This is a genomic window from Clostridium isatidis (assembly GCF_002285495.1).
Classification (GTDB): Bacteria; Bacillota; Clostridia; order Clostridiales; family Clostridiaceae; genus Clostridium; species Clostridium isatidis.
The window spans coordinates 2,842,488-2,858,862 of sequence record NZ_CP016786.1; the positions used below are offsets into that span (position 1 = coordinate 2,842,488).

A 16,375-nucleotide genomic window follows, 5' to 3' on the forward strand; every position below is an offset into this window, starting at 1 on the left:
TAGGATTAAACAACGACATTTAATAGTTTTCCCACTTTTAAAAATATTATTCTCTATATCTGATTATTGTTGTATTGAGCCTCTCCTTACACTTTGTTATAATTAATTTACTGTTTAATATTAATTAGAAAGGTAGGTGTTAATATGAGTACCTTTATGTTTAAATCAAAACCTTCAAAATTTACTCCTCTTAGTAATATTTTTATAGAAAGGTATATGCCCAAAGCCCGTGGAGAATTTATTAAGGTATATATTTTAATGCTTAAATATAGTTATACTGGAGAAATTGGAGTAAATACATCTATTTTAGCAACTATATTAGATCTTTTAGAATCAGATATAATAAATGCATTAAATTATTGGAATGAAGAAGGTGTTATTAAATTAACCCCTATCGACAAAATGGGAAACTTCAATATAGAATTTATTGATTTAACTTCAGAAAATGATGCAAGTAGTAATGAAATTAACTTGTTAGAAGAATTATCAAATGAAGCTAATAAGGGAATGATAAGAGATATAGAAAAGCTAATGGGAAGACCTGTTTCCCCATCTGAAATAACAGCATACATACAATGGAAACAAGATTATAATTTTTCTCCTGAGCTTATATTGCTATTGATAAATTATTGCGTATCTAAAGGAAAAAATAATTATAGATATATCGAAAAAGTTGCAATAGCTTGGCATGAACTTAATATAAAAACAGTAGAAGATGCTCAAAACTATATCAGAAAAACAGAAGACAAATGGGGAACTTATAGAGAAATACTCAAATTTTTAGGAATTAGAAATACAGAAATAATGAAACCTCAAGAAGATATGCTTGAAAAATGGACCACAGTTTATAGTTTCTCTTTAGATGTAATAAAAAAGGCTTGTGATATATGCTTCCAGAGATTAAATAGGGCAGATTTTAAATATATAGATGGAATACTATCTAGCTGGCATAAGGATAATCTTAAAAGCTTAAAAGATATTGAAGAAAAAGAAACTGCTTATAAAAATTCCTCTTCTAATAAGACTTATAATAATAAAACTACCACATATAATAAATCTAATTTAAAATTTAATAATTTTAAGGGCCGCGATTATGATTACGATTCCTTAGAAAAAAAATTGTTAGGATGGGATAAAGATGATTAAAGGTTATCAGAAAGAATTATCATTAATCTATGAAAATATAAGATTAGAAGAACAAAAAAAATTAGAAATTAGACGTAAAGAAATTGAAGAGAAATATCCTGAGATTCTAGAGTTTGATAATTTAATTCAAAAAAAATCTCTTAATCTCACCTTATCTATATTAAAAGGAATAAGCGAAGAAGAAATAAAGAATATTAGAGAAGAGATAACTGATTTAAGATTCAAAAAATATGAAGCTTTAGTTGCTAAAGGTTATGATCCTGAATATTTAAATCTTAGGTATCAATGTCAAAAGTGTAAAGATCAAGGCTTCATAGGAAATAAAAGATGTTCTTGTTACAAACAGAAATTAATAAATCTTTATTATAAAGATTCCGATCTAAAAGAAAACCTTAAGACTAATAACTTTAATAATTTAGATCTTTCGCTATTCCCTAATTATAAGATTAGTGATGATAAGTATACTCCAAGAAGGAATATTGAAAATATAGTGAAATATTTTAAGGAAGAATTTATACCTAATTTCAATAACATGGATGAAAATATTTTATTTTATGGCAATTCTGGTACTGGTAAAACATTTTTAAGCTGCTGTATTGCGAAGGAACTTTTAGATAATGGTCACCTAGTAGTTTACAGAACAATTGATGAATTAATAAAAAATTTAAGAGAAATAATCTTTGAAAATAATCATGAACTAGAAGATCTACTAATAAATTGTGATTTCCTAATAATCGATGACTTAGGAGCTGAACAGATAACAGATTTCTCTACTACAGAATTTTTTAATCTTTTAAATAAAAAATTATTAAAGAAAAAGAAAATGCTTGTATCAACTAACTTATCTCTATCTGATATAAGTAAAATCTATACTGAGAGGATTTCTTCAAGATTACTTGGAAACTTTAAATTATATAAATTTTATTCAGAAGATATAAGAATTCAATTAAATTTAAAGAAAAGATAATTAATTAAATATGCTATTTATACAGTTAGAAAATACTATATTTCTAACTGTATTTTTTAAACAAAAAAAGACTTTGGAATAATCCAAAGTCTTTTTTGGAGCTGGCAATAGGACTCGAACCTACAACCTGCTGATTACAAGTCAGCTGCTCTACCATTGAGCCATGCCAGCATAATTATCTATATTATTTAAAGTGGCGACCCAGAAGGGGCTCGAACCCTCGACCTCCGGCGTGACAGGCCGGCACTCTAACCAACTGAGCTACTGGGCCTAACTTGGTGGAAACAACAGGGATCGAACCTGTGACCCCCTGCTTGTAAGGCAGGTGCTCTCCCAGCTGAGCTATGCTTCCATATTGGTGACTCCTAGGGGAATCGAACCCCTGTTACCACCGTGAAAGGGTGGTGTCTTAACCGCTTGACCAAGGAGCCATGTTAAGTGGAGCTGGCAATAGGACTCGAACCTACAACCTGCTGATTACAAGTCAGCTGCTCTACCATTGAGCCATGCCAGCACAATAATATATTTATATTTAAATGGCGACCCAGAAGGGGCTCGAACCCTCGACCTCCGGCGTGACAGGCCGGCACTCTAACCAACTGAGCTACTGGGCCAACTTGGTGGAAACAACAGGGATCGAACCTGTGACCCCCTGCTTGTAAGGCAGGTGCTCTCCCAGCTGAGCTATGCTTCCATAATTGGTGACTCCTAGGGGAATCGAACCCCTGTTACCACCGTGAAAGGGTGGTGTCTTAACCGCTTGACCAAGGAGCCATATTATATTTTACAAATAAGCATTTTAAAGTGGCGACCCAGAAGGGGCTCGAACCCTCGACCTCCGGCGTGACAGGCCGGCACTCTAACCAGCTGAGCTACTGGGCCAACTTGGTGGAAACAACAGGGATCGAACCTGTGACCCCCTGCTTGTAAGGCAGGTGCTCTCCCAGCTGAGCTATGCTTCCATATTGGTGACTCCTAGGGGAATCGAACCCCTGTTACCACCGTGAAAGGGTGGTGTCTTAACCGCTTGACCAAGGAGCCAAATCTACTTAAAATGTCCTCTCTCAAAGAGCACATTATTTATAATACATAAAGTTTTATCTTATGTCAACACTTTTTTACAACTTTTTTATTTTATTGTTTTTTATAAAGTTGCTACTTATATCTTTACCATTATTATAAATTTCATTACATATTTTGTCCAATATTTATAAACTTTTTTTACTGTGATAAAATATATTTATTATACTTTAAGGAGTTTTATTATGATATATCATGATTTAATTATAGTTGGTGGTGGTGCTTCTGGACTTATGGCTGCCATAACCGCAAAAGATTATGGTTTAGATGTTGCTATTATAGAAGCTACTGATCGAATAGGAAAAAAAATTCTTACAACTGGTAATGGAAGATGTAACATTTCTAATAAAGGTATTTCTTCTCCATTTATAAATTACCATAGTGAGAATAATAACTTTTTTATTAATACTCTAACTTCATTTACCGTTGAGGATACAGAGAACTTTTTTCTAACTTTAGGTTTACCTATTATAGAACTTCAAAATAAAAAATTATATCCAAAATCATTACAAGCTTCTTCTGTTGTGGATATTTTTAGATTAGCACTAGAAGATAAAAACATACCTTTATACACAAGCTGCAAAATAAAAGATATCCACAAGAATAAGAGATTTATTTTATCCACAGATAATGATGAATATAAGTTATTCACATGTAACAAATTGGTTTTAGCTTGTGGAGGAAAATCTGCTGTAAAAACAGGTTCAGATGGGTCAGGTTATAATTTAGCAAAATCCCTTGGCCATAGCTTAATTGAACCTATACCTGGTATTGTTCAACTAAAACTTGATGCTCCTTATTTAAAATCTATTTCTGGAGTTAAGTTTGATGGATATGCAACTTTACTTGTAAATAATGAAGCCATACGAAAGGAATTTGGTGAAATCCTATTTACCGATTATGGAATATCTGGTCCACCAATTCTTCAAATATCAGGCTTGGCATCAAGATCATTTTCAAAAAATGAAAAGGTTGAAATTGTAGTTGATATGATGCCAAAGGAAAGTAAAGAATATTTATCTGATTTTATTGAAAATCATCTAGCTGTATTTTCCTATAGATCAATATCTAATGCTCTAATTGGAATAATAAATAAAAAGCTTATTCCTACTATTCTGAAATGTGCAGGAATACAAAATATACATACTCCTTGTTATGAGCTAACTTGGAAAGAAAAAAATAATTTAATTAATTTATTAAAAGAATGGAAATTTACTTGTATCGGTACTAATGGATTTAATCAAGCTCAAGTTACAATTGGAGGAGTTAACACAAAAGAAGTTAATCCAAACACCCTAGAATCAAAAATAGTTAAGGACTTATACTTCTGTGGTGAAATATTAGACGTGGATGGAGATTGTGGTGGTTTTAATCTCCAATGGGCTTGGAGCTCAGGTCACTTCGTTGCAGAAAGCATTTATACCAGCATACAAAACAAAAAATAATAACAAAAAACTCTTCTGTAGAATAAGCAGAAGAGTTTTTATATTTTTTATAAATTAGTAAAATTGATTATTTCCTTAATTATTAATGGCTTTCATTTTTCCTTCTAATTTTGTTAATTCTTTACCTTCTGAATTTATAACCTTATGTTTTATAGTTAAGGTTCCATCTTCATTTTCTATTATCTTTGATAGTACTTTTACTTCTTCACCATATCTACATTCTTTTTCAAATATAACCTTTATTTCTTCTAACATATAATTATCAACTATATTTTTAGGTAAACTTTCTATCGACCATTCAATATATTTTGTATTATTTACATGTCCATTAGAATCAATATCAGAATATCTCACCTTAAATGTTTCTTCATAATCGTACTCTTCAAAATCACTCAATCTAGGAAGCTTAAATTCACCTTCCATATCTCCTTCTTCACCATATACAGCATACTGATCCTTAGGTATTCTCATTGCTCTTCTTTTTTTAATATCTAACATTAAAAAGGTTGCACTTCCCTCAACTATTTTTTCTCCATCTTCACCTATTATTTCATAATTTCTTACTGCATAAAACTTTTTAAATCCAATTGATTGAGTTATAACATTAATTTTTTCTCCATACTTAGGATATCTTTTTACTTTTACATCATAATTATAAAAAATCCATGTCATATTTTTATTTAATAGCTCATTAACACCTGAACCTAAATCTTCCGAATCCTTATTTCCTACATCTGATAAAATACCAAGAACTACAGGCATTGTGCAGTTTAATTTGCTATCTACATTATAATAATAAATTTCATATTTCTTGCTATATTTTCTTCCCATTATATCCTCCTAAGAAAATTAAATAATAGGGACTAAAATAGTCCCAATTATTTATTAAGTTCTGCTAATAAGCCTTCTAAATTTAATCCATGAACAGCAGCTGCCTCTTCTAATGTTTCTCCTTGTGCTGACGGACAACCAACGCATCCCATACCAAATGCCATTAGTATTTCAACAGAATCAGGATTATTTCTTATTATTTCTCCTATAGTCATATCTTTGCTTATCATAATTATCCCACCTTTTATAATTTTTGCTAATAATTAAATTATAGTCTATTTTTTACATAAGTAAAATAAATAAAATATTAATTTTATTATTACCATAATACTCATAGCATAACTTTAATTTATGTGTACAAACTATATTATATAAGGAGGGATAAATTTATGGGAAATTATATTTTACTTAGAAATGCTGAAAATAAAATAAATTCTTTATTAGATACTAATTCAATAAAAAAAAATAAATTTCCAATAATAAAATTAGTACAAACTCCTAATTATTATTATATATATATTTTTCTTAACGGACTAATAAAAAAACATATTTCTTTAAGATACATAAATAATTTTCTTATATTAAACCTATCTTTAGTATGCACAAATAATAATATAATATCAGAATATAAAAGAACTATTTATTTAAAAAATTTAGATATAAAAAATATAGAAAATACAAATAAAAATAATTTAATTAAATACAAAATACCAATAGAATATCAAGTAACAATTAAGGATTAAAATTAAAAATTGATAATATAAAATAAAATTCCTCATGGTACAAGCCTTGAGGAATTTTATATATTGTATTATTCTTTATAAACCATCTCTAAATTAGCAAACTTACTATGAGAACCAATCCATGCCATTTTAACAGTTCCTACAGGACCATTTCTTTGTTTTGCAATTATACATTCACCAATACCTTTTTCTTCTGTTTCTTTATTATAGTACTCGTCTCTATATAAGAACATTACAAGGTCAGCATCCTGTTCTATAGAACCAGATTCTCTTAAGTCAGATAGCATTGGTCTGTGGTCAGCTCTTTGCTCAGGAGCACGTGACAATTGTGATAAGGCTATAACTGGACATTGCATTTCCTTAGCTAATGCTTTTATTGATCTTGATATTTCAGATACCTCTTGCTGCCTGCTTTCACTTCCAGAACTACCACTCATAAGTTGAAGGTAATCAATCAGAATTAAGTCTATCCCATGTTCCATTTTAATCTTTCTACATTTTGATCTCATTTCCATTACACTTAATCCAGCAGTATCATCAATGAATATTTTAGCCTTTGATAAAGGACCTGTAGCTCTTGCAATCCTTTCCCAATCATCATCATCTAAGTTACCAGTTCTTAACTTAAGCATATCTACATTAGCCTCAGAACATAATAACTTATATGCTAATTGCTCCTTTGACATTTCTAATGAAAATATAACTACACTTTTATTTTCTACTAAAGCAGCATGTTCTGCTATATTTAATGCAAATGTTGTTTTCCCCATTGATGGTCTAGCTGCAATTAGTACCATATCACCCTTTTGAAAACCAGATGTTTTTGCATCTAAGTCTCTTATTCCTGATCCTACACCAGTTATGGCTCCTCTATTATTGAAAAGTCTTTCTATTTCTAAAAAACCTCTTTCTAAGACAGTTGATAAACTTTCATATTCACTAGTATTCTTAGTATCTGTTATATCAAATATTTTCTTTTGAGCAAAATCAATAACTTCATTTACTTTATCTTGCTTATTATAACTTTCTTCTATTATTGCAGTAGAAGATTTTATTAATTTTCTTAACATAGATTTATCTTCTACTATCTTTATATAAGCATCTAAATTTGCTGTAGTTATAACAGACGAAGTTACCTCTGATATATATGTTACTCCCCCTGCTTTTTCTAGCTTTTCAGTTGATTTTAAGTATTCTAACAAGGTTACTAAGTCAACAGCCATATCTTCTGAGTACATTTCTTTTATAGCCCTAAATATAACCTTATGTCCATCCCTATAGAAGTCTTCTTCATTTAATTTTTCTAAAGCCTTAGATATTGCCTCCTTATCTATTATCATAGAACCTATAACAGATTGCTCAGCTTCTAGACTTTGGGGCAAACTTCTCATTATTGGCCCTTCCATAAGTAACCACCTTTCCTTTACTGTATAATACTTATACATTATATCAAATTTTTTTCTATTATAAAATAAGGATTAAGCTTTCTTAGTAAAAGCTTAATCCCCTTATTACAAATTTAATCTAACTTATTTTCAAAGACTATATCAATTACTTCTTCTATATTGCTTACAGTTTTCACTTCAATATCTGTTAAATTAAGAGGAATTTCTCTTTCATTATCTTTTGGAATTATAACCAGCTTAATTCCCTTTCTTCTAGCACCATATATTTTTTCAAATATTCCTCCAACTGGTTTTACTTCTCCTCTTAATGATATTTCTCCTGTTATTGCAACATCTTGTCTCATAGGCTTATTCAATAAAGCACTAATAATACTTACTGTTATTGCAGCTCCAGCAGAAGGTCCATCTATTCTTCCTCCACCTACTACATTTACATGAATATCATAGTCTTTAATATCTTTATCAGTTATTCTTCTTATTACTGATGCAGCATTAAATACAGAATCTTTTGCCATAGAGCCTGCTGTATCATTAAATTTTATTGTTCCAGCTCCTGCCTTTCTTGATTCAAATGCTACTGCCTCTATTTCTAAAGTTGAACCTATAAAACCACTTACACCGAGTCCATAAATATGTCCAACTTGAGGCTTTTTGTTATAATCTATTTTTTCAAAAGGTACATATCTTCCTATTGATATAACCTCTTCTACGTCCTTAAGTGTTATACTCTTACATTCTTCATTAGAATTGTATAAGGCATAACCATAAGCATCTGCTAGTATATTTACAGCTTTTCTACCCTCTATAGTATATCGGCTTATGAGTTCTGAAACACCATCTTCTAATTCAACTCCAAGCTTCTTTGCAGCATTTTCAATAATACCTTTAATATCTTCTGATGATAATGGTTCAAAATATACTTCTGTACATCTTGATCTTAACGCTCCATTGATCTTACTTGGATCCTTTGTAGTTGCTCCAATTAGAACAAAATCTGCTGGTGCTCCATTTTCAAATAGATATTTTATATATTGAGGAACATTTTCATCATCTGGATCATAGTAAGATGAAGAAAATTCAACTCTTTTATCTTCTAATACCTTTAAAAGCTTATTTTGAAGTATTTCATCTAATTCTCCAATTTCATCAATAAATAAAACTCCACCATGAGCTTCTGTTACTAATCCTGTCTTAGGTTCTGGCACTCCAATTTCCGCTAAGTCTCTTTTACTTCCTTGATATATAGGATCATGAACAGAACCTAATAATGGATTAGTTATTTCTCTAGGATCCCATCTTAAAGTAGTTCCATCAACCTCTACAAATTTTGATTCTTCTCCAAAAGGAGTAAACTTTAGCTTTTTAGCTTCTTCTAAAGCTAATCTAGCTGCTGAGGTCTTACCAACTCCAGGTGGACCATATAAAATTATGTGTTGTGGATATGGTGAAGACATTTTGGAAATTAGTGATTTTATCGCCCTCTCTTGACCTATTATTTCTGAAAAACTTTCTGGTCTTAAGAGGCTCATAATATTCTTATTTATTTTTTTTGCATCTAAGTTCTTTAATCTTTCTAATTTTTTCTTTGTTTTTTCATTTTCAGGTCCCTTTTGTTTTTTAATTATGGACATTTTAACTTCATCCATATATTTATCTTGTCTCTCTTGAAGGGCCCTTTCAACTTGTGTTTCTATTTTATTTTGAACATATTTTTTTGCTATAATTTCAGAAATATAATAAATAGTGTCTTCTAATACTCCTCTTACTTCTTCTTCAGTAGGAACTACTTTTGCTCCCTTTCCTTCTGAAGCAATAACATTAAGCGCATAAATTCTCTCGAAAACATCTGGTGAATTAATATACTTTTGAAGCTTAAATCTTACAGTTCTTGCCCTAATGGCTCCTTCATCAAGTACATTACTTAATATTTGATTTATTACATTAACCTGTGCATCTAAGGACAAATCACTATCTAATATAGTTTCAAAATTTTTTTCGTCATAAGTCTTCAAACTTAGTCCTCCTTATGATTGTGGTACAATTACAACCTTCATTTTAGTAGAAACTTCTGGATATAGTTTCACTTCTATATTATATTCTCCAGTAAGTTTTATTGTATCCATTACTATTTTCTTCTTATCTATTTTTAAATTATAATCTTTATTTATTCTTTCTGCTATATCCTTACTTGTAATAGCACCAAAAAGCTTTCCATTATCTCCGCTTTTAACTTGTAACTTAATTACTTTATCTTTTAATTCAGCAGCAAGTTTTTGAGCTTCTTCCATTTCCGCTAACTTTTTCTTTCTCTCATTTTCCTTTTTAGCGTTTAATATATGCATATTAGCTTCATTTGCTTCTTCTGCTAATTTCCTAGGAAATAGAAAATTCCTTGCATATCCATCAGATATATTTACAACATCACCTTTTTTACCTAACTTTTTAACATCTTGTAATAATATTACTTTCATGTTATTCACCCGCCTTTAAATGTTTTTTTATAGCATCCTTTAAGATTTTTTTAGCATTTTCTAAGGATATATTATTTAGTTGAGCTCCAGCCATATTCATATGGCCTCCTCCACCAATAGCTTCAAGTATCACTTGAACATTTACCTCTCCACTTGATCTACCACTAATAATTATATCAGAGTTTATTTGAGCTAACACAAAGCATACATTTATTCCTGCTATATTTAAAAGCTCATCTGCAGCTTTAGCAGCCATAAAACCTTTTTTTATTCTACCAGGTGCCACTGCAATAGCAATACCGTCTTTTACCTCTGCTGATCTAATAGTATCTGCTATCAATAAGTAATCATCCATATTATCCATAAACATTTTTTTAATCTCTACAGTATCTGCACCTAAGCCTCTTAAGAATGAAGCTGCTTCAAAGGTTCTTACACCTGATTTAAATGAAAAGCCTTTTGTATCCATAAAAATTCCGGCTAAAAGACCTTCTGCCTCTATTGCTTTTAAATTTGGTTTTTGCACCATATACTGTATTAATTCTGTTACCATTTCTGAAGTTGATGATGCATATACTTCAATATAATTTAATAACGCTCCTTCTACAATTTCAGGGCTTCTTCTATGATGGTCTATTATTATTTTTCTTTGTATTTTTTCAACAATATCTACGTCTAATATATAACCATTATTATGGACATCTACAATCATTAACAAAGTCTTTTCATTTATCAAGTCATAAGCCTTTTCTCTGCTTATAAATAAATTATCATAATTTTTATCTTCTTTCAATTTATTTAAGTAATAATCAATAGCATAGGTATCATTACCTAAAATTATATTACACAATTTACCTAATTGCTTAACAACTGAAGACATTCCTACTGCAGAACCAAAACAATCCATATCTATATTTTTATGTCCCATGATTAGAACATTACTACTCTCATATATTAATTCCTTTATAGAATGTGATACAATCCTTGCCCTAACTCTTGTTCTTTTTTCTATTTCTCTTGTATTACCACCAAAAAATCTTATTTGTTCATTGTTTTTAATGACTGCTTGATCCCCGCCTCTTCCTAGAGCTAATTCCTTTGCAGTAATTGCAAACTTATTATTTTCTAAAGGGCATGTTCCGCCCCTTCCAACTCCTATGCTTAAAGTAACTTCGAATTTATTTCCTCTATCAATTTTTGAAATTTCTTCTAACACCTTAAATTTATTGTTTATTTCTTCATCAATAAATTTATCTTGCACTGACATAACATACTTATTTGTATCATACTTTGTTATCATTGCCTTTAATCTTTGAGCATATGCATTAATACATTTCTCTATATCAGCAATTAACATTGGTCTATTAGCTTCTTCTGTACCCTCTAGTACTTCTGAAAGATTATCTACTTCTATGAGCATAATACTTTCTTTTGTGTTTTCCATGTTTTTAAAATTACTTATATCATTAAAATAAACTATATAGATATCTTCATCTGAATTTAATTTTTCTAACTTACTTGCATATATTTTATATAATGAATCTAAAATCTTTATTTTTTGATGTAATTCTTTATCGCAACTTAACAATCTAGATAAATTTAAACCTCTTGCTATGCTAACAACATTTACTCCAATTGGTGATTCATTTTCTGTAAGTTTTTCAAATTCTTTATTACACCAAAAAATTTCACCTGACTCTCTTATTAAAGCAACAGGAGATATTAAATTCATTATATTGTTTTTTATTTCCTGTTCTACTCTCTCTGTAATTTTAGCTATATTGTCTTCTTCTGTTTCTTTTACAACATAATTAGTTATATTGAATACAATAAAAATAATAAGTAAAAAGGAACCAAGCAAAGCATTATTCATAAAATAAAAAGTTATGCAAGCCAAAACAAAGATAATAGGTGTAACAATAGGTACAACACCCTTAATAGTCTTTGTATACTTTGTTATTAAATCATTCCACTTCATAAAATCAATGGTGCTCCTTTAAATGTAATTGAAGTTTACTTAAACTTCTTCCATCCTTTTCATATTCATGTCCTTCAGCTATGCCAGTTTTTAATTTTCTTTTCATGTCATTATCAACATCTTCACATGAATATCCTAATTTTTGCGCCAATACATATAATATTAATATAGCTCCTGATATACAATTTAAAATCGCATCCTGTGCTACATTACTTCCTTTTGTAAGTAAATGATAGAATTCTCCAATTATACATAATAAATTAGCCTTTAGTTTTTCTATCATTTTTATATTGGACATAATATTTAGTTCTTCCCTTTTCATAACCTCACCCCTATGCAAATACCCTGTATATCTATTTTAATTATAATTTATCATTAATGCAACAAATTATAAGGATAATTACAATTTTTGTAAATCTTTTAAATAAAATAAAACCCCTGATAATCAGGGGTTATTTTTATTACTCTGTTGTAAATGGTAATAATGCTATATTTCTTGATCTCTTTATAGCAGTTGTTAATTCTCTTTGATGCTTAGCGCATGTTCCAGAAATTCTTCTTGGTAATATCTTACCTCTTTCTGTAACGAATTTTCTTAACTTATTAATATCTTTGTAATCTATTTGTTCAGACTTTTCTACGCAAAAAGCACATACTTTTTTTCTAGATCTTCTAATTCTTCCACTAGATTTTTTTACATCTTTCATGCTAATTCCCTCCTTTTATATTAGACTTTTAGAAAGGCATATCTCCATCATCTACTGGAGTCATATCCTCATCAAAATTTATTCCCCCGAAATTAGAGGAATTTGAATAATCAGAATCCATATTAGAAGCGCCATATCCATTGTCAAATGAATTATTTTCTCTTCCGCCCATTCCAGAATTATTAGTTCCAATAAACTCAAAAGTTTCAACTACAACATCTGTTGTATATCTTTTAGTTCCATCTTTTGCATCATAACTGCCGGTTCTAATATTTCCAGTTACAGCGATTTGTCTTCCTTTAGCAAGATATTGTCCTATTGTCTCAGCAGTTTTATTAAAAGCTACACAGTTTATAAAGTCAGCTTCATCCCTTTTAAAAGGCCTTGTAACTGCTAATGTGAATCTTGCTACCGCAACTCCACTTCCAGCTGCATAACTTAACTCTGGATCTTTTGTTAGTCTACCAATAAGTATAACCTTATTCATAACAATATCACCTCTTACGCTTCTTGTTTAACAATGATGTGTCTTATAACACCATCAGTGATTCTGAAAATTCTGTCTAATTCTTTAGGTAATTCTGAATCAGCACTGAAGTTGATTAATGTATAGAAACCTTCGTTAATCTTTGCGATTTCGTAAGCAAGCTTTCTCTTACCCCAAACATCAACGTTTTCTACTGTTCCTCCACCATTTTCTATTACACCCTTAAATTTTTCGATGTTAGCTTTGCAAGCTTCTTCATCTAATGATGGGTGTTGTATGAATATAGTTTCGTACTTTCTCATCATTTTCACCTCCTCCCCTCGGACTTCGGCTGTGTTTTACACAGCAGGGATTTACAATTTACTATTATATCACTCTGTAAATACTTTTTCAAGCTAAACTTGATCTGCTTTTATTAATTTCTTTGCATTTTTTTGAAACTTACTTCTTGGAAGCATTACTATTCTTCCACATTCTATGCATTTAATTTTTATGTCTGCCCCCAACCTTGTTATTTCAAACTTATTATTTCCACAAGGATGCTCCTTTTTCATTTGTACTATATCTCCTAAATCAAAATTCTCTATCATAGTTATTCCTCCCCAATCTTTAATTTATTATTTGAGTTTTAAGATAAGGCATTTTTATATTATTCTCATATAAAGTAACCTTTAATTGCTTCCTTAAAGCTCTTTCTAATTTCCACTGTGATAAAGGTTTAGCTTTTCCTGATATAGTAATTGTTGTTCCATATACATTAAGTGCCTTAACACCTAAAACTTCTGGCTTTTGAACAATATCATCTTTATATTCATCTGCAAACTTTTCACAGCTCTCTTTCATTATTTCTATTGCCTTATCTACATCTTCTTCATTTGAAATTTCTATGTCCACTATAAAGCTTATATTTCCTCTTGAATGATTTGAAATTTCACTTATACTTCCATTTGGAATTATATGTGTATCTCCATTAAAATCTTTAAGAACAGTTGAACGTATCCCTATGTTTTCAACAATTCCACTAAATTCACCAACCGTAATATAATCTCCTACCCCATATTGGTCTTCAAACAATATAAAAAATCCATTTATTAAATCTTTAACTAAACTTTGTGCTCCTATACCTACCACAAAACCTATTCCACTTAATACAGCTGCCGAAACCTTGAATATATTACTAATTATAATTGCAGTTCCAGAAAAATAAACAGCATATTTTACTGTGCTTTTTAATATTGTTCCAACAGTCATAGCTTTATTCTTATCAATTGAAAAGTTAGATTTGCTCTTAACCTGCCTTTCTACAAACCTATCTATAAGCTTATCAGAAAATTTTCTTACTAAATTAGCACAAATTATTACAATTAAGATAAGTATTAATTTATTTATAAGTTGCTCTAGTAACTCTCCACTTTTATCAAATATAGATTCCCAATTGATATTTACATTAAATCCCCCATCCAGATTTTTACTTATCTTTAATATTGCAAACAAACCTTTCATCACCTTCTATTTTATTTTTATAAATTCATCATTATTTTTTCTATATATATTTTTATATATTATTAAATTATTAGAAATTATATTATCTATATCTTCTTTATTTTCTGTTCTTACGCATATTCCACAGCTTTGGGTTATAGATGTTGGTGTAGGCATTATTTTAAATTTATAATTATTTTCTTTTAGTTTTTTTTCTGCATTCATTGCATCTAATGTGTTTTTAAAAACTATAACATAATAACTCATATTTTCCTCCAATTTAAGAAAACTTATTTATTTTGATTTTCTTTAATTAATTATATTATATTGAATATTCTTTTTAAATAGCTTTAAATGACAACTTTTTTAATATATTATGTAAATGTATATTATTTATTTTATAATTTATATTATTAAAGATATAAATAAATAAGGAGTAAAAATATGAATATTTATTTAGATAATGCAAGCACAACTTTTCCAAAACCAAAAGCTGTTGCTGATTCAATATATAATTTTCTTACAAAAATTGGAGGAAATCCAGGCAGAGCTAATCATGATAACGCTTTAGAAACAAATCGACTTTTAATAGAGGCAAGAGAAACTATAGCAAACTTCTTTAATTTTGATAAAATAGAAAATATTATTTTTACAAGTAATATAACTTCTTCAATAAATATATTAATCAACGGAATTTTAAAAAATGGTGATCATGTAATAACTTCTTCTATGGAGCATAATTCAGTTATTAGACCTCTTTATAGACTAAAAGAAAACCATATTATTGAACTTGATATTGTATCAGCAAATAATTTTGGTTTTATATCTCCAAAGGATATAGAAAATAAAATAAAAGAAAATACAAAATTAGTTATACTAAATCACGCCTCTAATGTTTTTGGATCAATTCAGCCAATACAAGAAGTAGGCAAATTATGCAAAAAACATAACATCTTTTTTATAATAGATTCAGCCCAAAGTGCTGGTGTATTAAGTATAGACTTTAAAACTCTGAATTTGAGTGCCTTAGCCTTTACAGGACATAAGAGCCTTTTTGGACCTCAAGGGATAGGCGGCTTTATTATTAATGATGATTTAAACTCAATTTGTTCTCCATATACCCTAGGAGGAACAGGCAGCTTGTCTTATTCTTTGACTCAACCTGACTTTTTACCAGACAAATTTGAAGCTGGAACATTAAATATGCCTGGAATATGTGGCTTGTTAGAGGGTATTAAATTTATAAATAATGAAGGTATTAATACTATATATGAAAAGAATTTTTATTTGCGTTCTCATTTGCTAGAAGAACTTCATAATATTAATAATGTTATATTATATGATGATATAAATAAAGCTGACAGCTATACATCTTGCCTTTCTTTAAATGTTAAAGATATGGATACTTCTGAATTATCTTATATTTTAGATAATGATTATAATATAAAAAATAGATCTGGATTACACTGTGCTCCTTTAGCTCACAAAACTGTGGGTACTTATCCTTCAGGTACTGTTCGCTTAAGTATCAGTTATTTTAATACCCTAGAAGAAATCAATTATGTTATAAACTCTATAAACAATATAATAAAATTAAAATAATTTTTTACTGTATAGTTACCTCCTTTATTG

The 16,375-nt window shown here is 29.4% G+C and carries 18 protein-coding genes and 11 tRNA genes; 5 read left to right on the forward strand and 24 right to left on the reverse strand.

Annotated elements, in window-relative coordinates; genetic code table 11:
* Positions 1-144 precede the first annotated feature (144 nt).
* Positions 145-1,146: a DnaD domain protein gene (locus tag BEN51_RS13500; protein ID WP_119866514.1), complete on the forward strand. Its 1,002-nt coding sequence runs from the start codon at positions 145-147 to the stop codon at positions 1,144-1,146.
* Positions 1,139-2,113, forward strand: a complete 975-nt coding sequence (locus BEN51_RS13505; RefSeq protein WP_119866515.1) for an ATP-binding protein — start codon at positions 1,139-1,141, stop codon at positions 2,111-2,113. Before BEN51_RS13500 ends, BEN51_RS13505 begins: the two co-directional genes overlap by 8 nt.
* A 96-nt stretch (positions 2,114-2,209) precedes the next feature.
* Here BEN51_RS13505 and BEN51_RS13510 read toward each other — a convergent pair.
* The 11 genes from BEN51_RS13510 to BEN51_RS13560 all read right to left on the reverse strand — a co-directional run bounded on the left by BEN51_RS13510 (position 2,210) and on the right by BEN51_RS13560 (position 3,154).
* Positions 2,210-2,284 (reverse strand) — tRNA-Thr (locus BEN51_RS13510).
* A 23-nt stretch (positions 2,285-2,307) separates the two neighbouring features.
* A tRNA-Asp gene (locus BEN51_RS13515) sits at positions 2,308-2,384 on the reverse strand.
* Positions 2,385-2,389: 5 nt separating this feature from the next.
* Positions 2,390-2,465 (reverse strand) — tRNA-Val (locus tag BEN51_RS13520).
* A gap of 4 nt (positions 2,466-2,469) precedes the next feature.
* Positions 2,470-2,544: transfer RNA gene (locus BEN51_RS13525), tRNA-Glu, on the reverse strand.
* Positions 2,545-2,552: 8 nt separating this feature from the next.
* A tRNA-Thr gene (locus BEN51_RS13530) sits at positions 2,553-2,627 on the reverse strand.
* A 23-nt stretch (positions 2,628-2,650) separates the two neighbouring features.
* Positions 2,651-2,727: transfer RNA gene (locus BEN51_RS13535), tRNA-Asp, on the reverse strand.
* Positions 2,728-2,731: 4 nt separating this feature from the next.
* Positions 2,732-2,807 (reverse strand) — tRNA-Val (locus BEN51_RS13540).
* A gap of 5 nt (positions 2,808-2,812) precedes the next feature.
* A tRNA-Glu gene (locus BEN51_RS13545) sits at positions 2,813-2,887 on the reverse strand.
* 31 nt (positions 2,888-2,918) lie between these two features.
* Positions 2,919-2,995, reverse strand: a tRNA-Asp gene (locus BEN51_RS13550).
* Positions 2,996-2,999: 4 nt separating this feature from the next.
* A tRNA-Val gene (locus BEN51_RS13555) sits at positions 3,000-3,075 on the reverse strand.
* 4 nt (positions 3,076-3,079) lie between these two features.
* Positions 3,080-3,154 (reverse strand) — tRNA-Glu (locus BEN51_RS13560).
* Positions 3,155-3,378: 224 nt separating this feature from the next.
* Here BEN51_RS13560 and BEN51_RS13565 point away from each other — a divergent pair.
* Positions 3,379-4,638 (forward strand): BaiN/RdsA family NAD(P)/FAD-dependent oxidoreductase, encoded by a 1,260-nt coding sequence (locus tag BEN51_RS13565; RefSeq protein WP_119866516.1) that lies wholly within the window; start codon positions 3,379-3,381, stop codon positions 4,636-4,638.
* Positions 4,639-4,713: 75 nt separating this feature from the next.
* Here the strand turns inward: BEN51_RS13565 and BEN51_RS13570 are convergent, their stop codons facing one another.
* The gene (locus BEN51_RS13570; protein ID WP_119866517.1) at positions 4,714-5,469 is read right to left on the reverse strand and encodes an acyl-[acyl-carrier-protein] thioesterase; all 756 of its coding nucleotides are present in this window, start codon (positions 5,467-5,469) and stop codon (positions 4,714-4,716) included.
* Between the two features lie 47 nt (positions 5,470-5,516).
* Entirely contained in the window at positions 5,517-5,699 is a 183-nt protein-coding gene (locus BEN51_RS13575; protein ID WP_164704129.1) for a DUF1858 domain-containing protein, read from the reverse strand.
* 159 nt (positions 5,700-5,858) lie between these two features.
* Between BEN51_RS13575 and BEN51_RS13580 the strand changes: the two genes are divergently transcribed.
* Positions 5,859-6,212, forward strand: coding sequence for a hypothetical protein (locus BEN51_RS13580; RefSeq protein ID WP_119866519.1), 354 nt, complete (start codon positions 5,859-5,861; stop codon positions 6,210-6,212).
* Between the two features lie 68 nt (positions 6,213-6,280).
* Here the strand turns inward: BEN51_RS13580 and BEN51_RS13585 are convergent, their stop codons facing one another.
* The 11 genes from BEN51_RS13585 to BEN51_RS13635 all read right to left on the reverse strand — a co-directional run bounded on the left by BEN51_RS13585 (position 6,281) and on the right by BEN51_RS13635 (position 15,010).
* A complete protein-coding gene (locus BEN51_RS13585) occupies positions 6,281-7,618 on the reverse strand; it encodes a replicative DNA helicase (protein ID WP_119866520.1) in 1,338 nt (445 codons plus the stop codon).
* Positions 7,619-7,731: 113 nt separating this feature from the next.
* Positions 7,732-9,597 carry a Lon family ATP-dependent protease gene (gene lonC, locus BEN51_RS13590; RefSeq protein WP_418219559.1) on the reverse strand — a complete coding sequence of 622 codons (1,866 nt, stop codon included), beginning with the start codon at positions 9,595-9,597 and terminating at the stop codon, positions 7,732-7,734.
* Between the two features lie 45 nt (positions 9,598-9,642).
* On the reverse strand, positions 9,643-10,089 hold the full coding sequence (rplI, locus tag BEN51_RS13595) for a 50S ribosomal protein L9 (RefSeq protein WP_119866522.1): 447 nt from the start codon (positions 10,087-10,089) through the stop codon (positions 9,643-9,645).
* Position 10,090: 1 nt separating this feature from the next.
* The gene (locus BEN51_RS13600; protein WP_119866523.1) at positions 10,091-12,067 is read right to left on the reverse strand and encodes a DHH family phosphoesterase; all 1,977 of its coding nucleotides are present in this window, start codon (positions 12,065-12,067) and stop codon (positions 10,091-10,093) included.
* A gap of 4 nt (positions 12,068-12,071) precedes the next feature.
* Positions 12,072-12,389 carry a MazG-like family protein gene (locus BEN51_RS13605; protein ID WP_119866524.1) on the reverse strand — a complete coding sequence of 106 codons (318 nt, stop codon included), beginning with the start codon at positions 12,387-12,389 and terminating at the stop codon, positions 12,072-12,074.
* Positions 12,390-12,528: 139 nt separating this feature from the next.
* A complete protein-coding gene (gene rpsR, locus BEN51_RS13610; RefSeq protein ID WP_119866525.1) occupies positions 12,529-12,774 on the reverse strand; it encodes a 30S ribosomal protein S18 in 246 nt (81 codons plus the stop codon).
* Positions 12,775-12,802: 28 nt separating this feature from the next.
* Complete coding sequence (locus BEN51_RS13615) at positions 12,803-13,261, reverse strand: single-stranded DNA-binding protein (protein WP_119866526.1); 459 nt, start codon at positions 13,259-13,261, stop codon at positions 12,803-12,805.
* A gap of 14 nt (positions 13,262-13,275) precedes the next feature.
* On the reverse strand, positions 13,276-13,563 hold the full coding sequence (rpsF, locus tag BEN51_RS13620; RefSeq protein WP_119866527.1) for a 30S ribosomal protein S6: 288 nt from the start codon (positions 13,561-13,563) through the stop codon (positions 13,276-13,278).
* A gap of 93 nt (positions 13,564-13,656) precedes the next feature.
* Complete coding sequence (locus tag BEN51_RS13625) at positions 13,657-13,851, reverse strand: DUF951 domain-containing protein (protein WP_119866528.1); 195 nt, start codon at positions 13,849-13,851, stop codon at positions 13,657-13,659.
* Positions 13,852-13,870: 19 nt separating this feature from the next.
* Positions 13,871-14,764, reverse strand: a complete 894-nt coding sequence (locus BEN51_RS13630; protein WP_119866529.1) for a mechanosensitive ion channel family protein — start codon at positions 14,762-14,764, stop codon at positions 13,871-13,873.
* Positions 14,765-14,770: 6 nt separating this feature from the next.
* On the reverse strand, positions 14,771-15,010 hold the full coding sequence (locus BEN51_RS13635) for a putative Se/S carrier protein (protein WP_119866530.1): 240 nt from the start codon (positions 15,008-15,010) through the stop codon (positions 14,771-14,773).
* Between the two features lie 177 nt (positions 15,011-15,187).
* Between BEN51_RS13635 and BEN51_RS13640 the strand changes: the two genes are divergently transcribed.
* The gene (locus tag BEN51_RS13640; RefSeq protein WP_119866531.1) at positions 15,188-16,345 is read left to right on the forward strand and encodes an aminotransferase class V-fold PLP-dependent enzyme; all 1,158 of its coding nucleotides are present in this window, start codon (positions 15,188-15,190) and stop codon (positions 16,343-16,345) included.
* The last annotated feature ends 30 nt before the right edge of the window (positions 16,346-16,375 follow it).

Bases quoted from the DNA above. Each gene is read 5' to 3' on its own strand.
- BEN51_RS13500 (WP_119866514.1), top strand. From the start codon at position 145: ATGAGTACCTTTATGTTTAAATCAAAACCTTCAAAATTTACTCCTCTT.
- BEN51_RS13505 (WP_119866515.1), top strand. From the start codon at position 1,139: ATGATTAAAGGTTATCAGAAAGAATTATCATTAATCTATGAAAATATA.
- BEN51_RS13565 (WP_119866516.1), top strand. From the start codon at position 3,379: ATGATATATCATGATTTAATTATAGTTGGTGGTGGTGCTTCTGGACTT.
- BEN51_RS13570 (WP_119866517.1), bottom strand. From the start codon at position 5,469: ATGGGAAGAAAATATAGCAAGAAATATGAAATTTATTATTATAATGTA.
- BEN51_RS13575 (WP_164704129.1), bottom strand. From the start codon at position 5,699: ATGATAAGCAAAGATATGACTATAGGAGAAATAATAAGAAATAATCCT.
- BEN51_RS13580 (WP_119866519.1), top strand. From the start codon at position 5,859: ATGGGAAATTATATTTTACTTAGAAATGCTGAAAATAAAATAAATTCT.
- BEN51_RS13585 (WP_119866520.1), bottom strand. From the start codon at position 7,618: ATGGAAGGGCCAATAATGAGAAGTTTGCCCCAAAGTCTAGAAGCTGAG.
- rplI (WP_119866522.1), bottom strand. From the start codon at position 10,089: ATGAAAGTAATATTATTACAAGATGTTAAAAAGTTAGGTAAAAAAGGT.
- BEN51_RS13600 (WP_119866523.1), bottom strand. From the start codon at position 12,067: ATGAAGTGGAATGATTTAATAACAAAGTATACAAAGACTATTAAGGGT.
- BEN51_RS13605 (WP_119866524.1), bottom strand. From the start codon at position 12,389: ATGAAAAGGGAAGAACTAAATATTATGTCCAATATAAAAATGATAGAA.
- rpsR (WP_119866525.1), bottom strand. From the start codon at position 12,774: ATGAAAGATGTAAAAAAATCTAGTGGAAGAATTAGAAGATCTAGAAAA.
- BEN51_RS13615 (WP_119866526.1), bottom strand. From the start codon at position 13,261: ATGAATAAGGTTATACTTATTGGTAGACTAACAAAAGATCCAGAGTTA.
- rpsF (WP_119866527.1), bottom strand. From the start codon at position 13,563: ATGAGAAAGTACGAAACTATATTCATACAACACCCATCATTAGATGAA.
- BEN51_RS13625 (WP_119866528.1), bottom strand. From the start codon at position 13,851: ATGATAGAGAATTTTGATTTAGGAGATATAGTACAAATGAAAAAGGAG.
- BEN51_RS13630 (WP_119866529.1), bottom strand. From the start codon at position 14,764: ATGAAAGGTTTGTTTGCAATATTAAAGATAAGTAAAAATCTGGATGGG.
- BEN51_RS13635 (WP_119866530.1), bottom strand. From the start codon at position 15,010: ATGAGTTATTATGTTATAGTTTTTAAAAACACATTAGATGCAATGAAT.
- BEN51_RS13640 (WP_119866531.1), top strand. From the start codon at position 15,188: ATGAATATTTATTTAGATAATGCAAGCACAACTTTTCCAAAACCAAAA.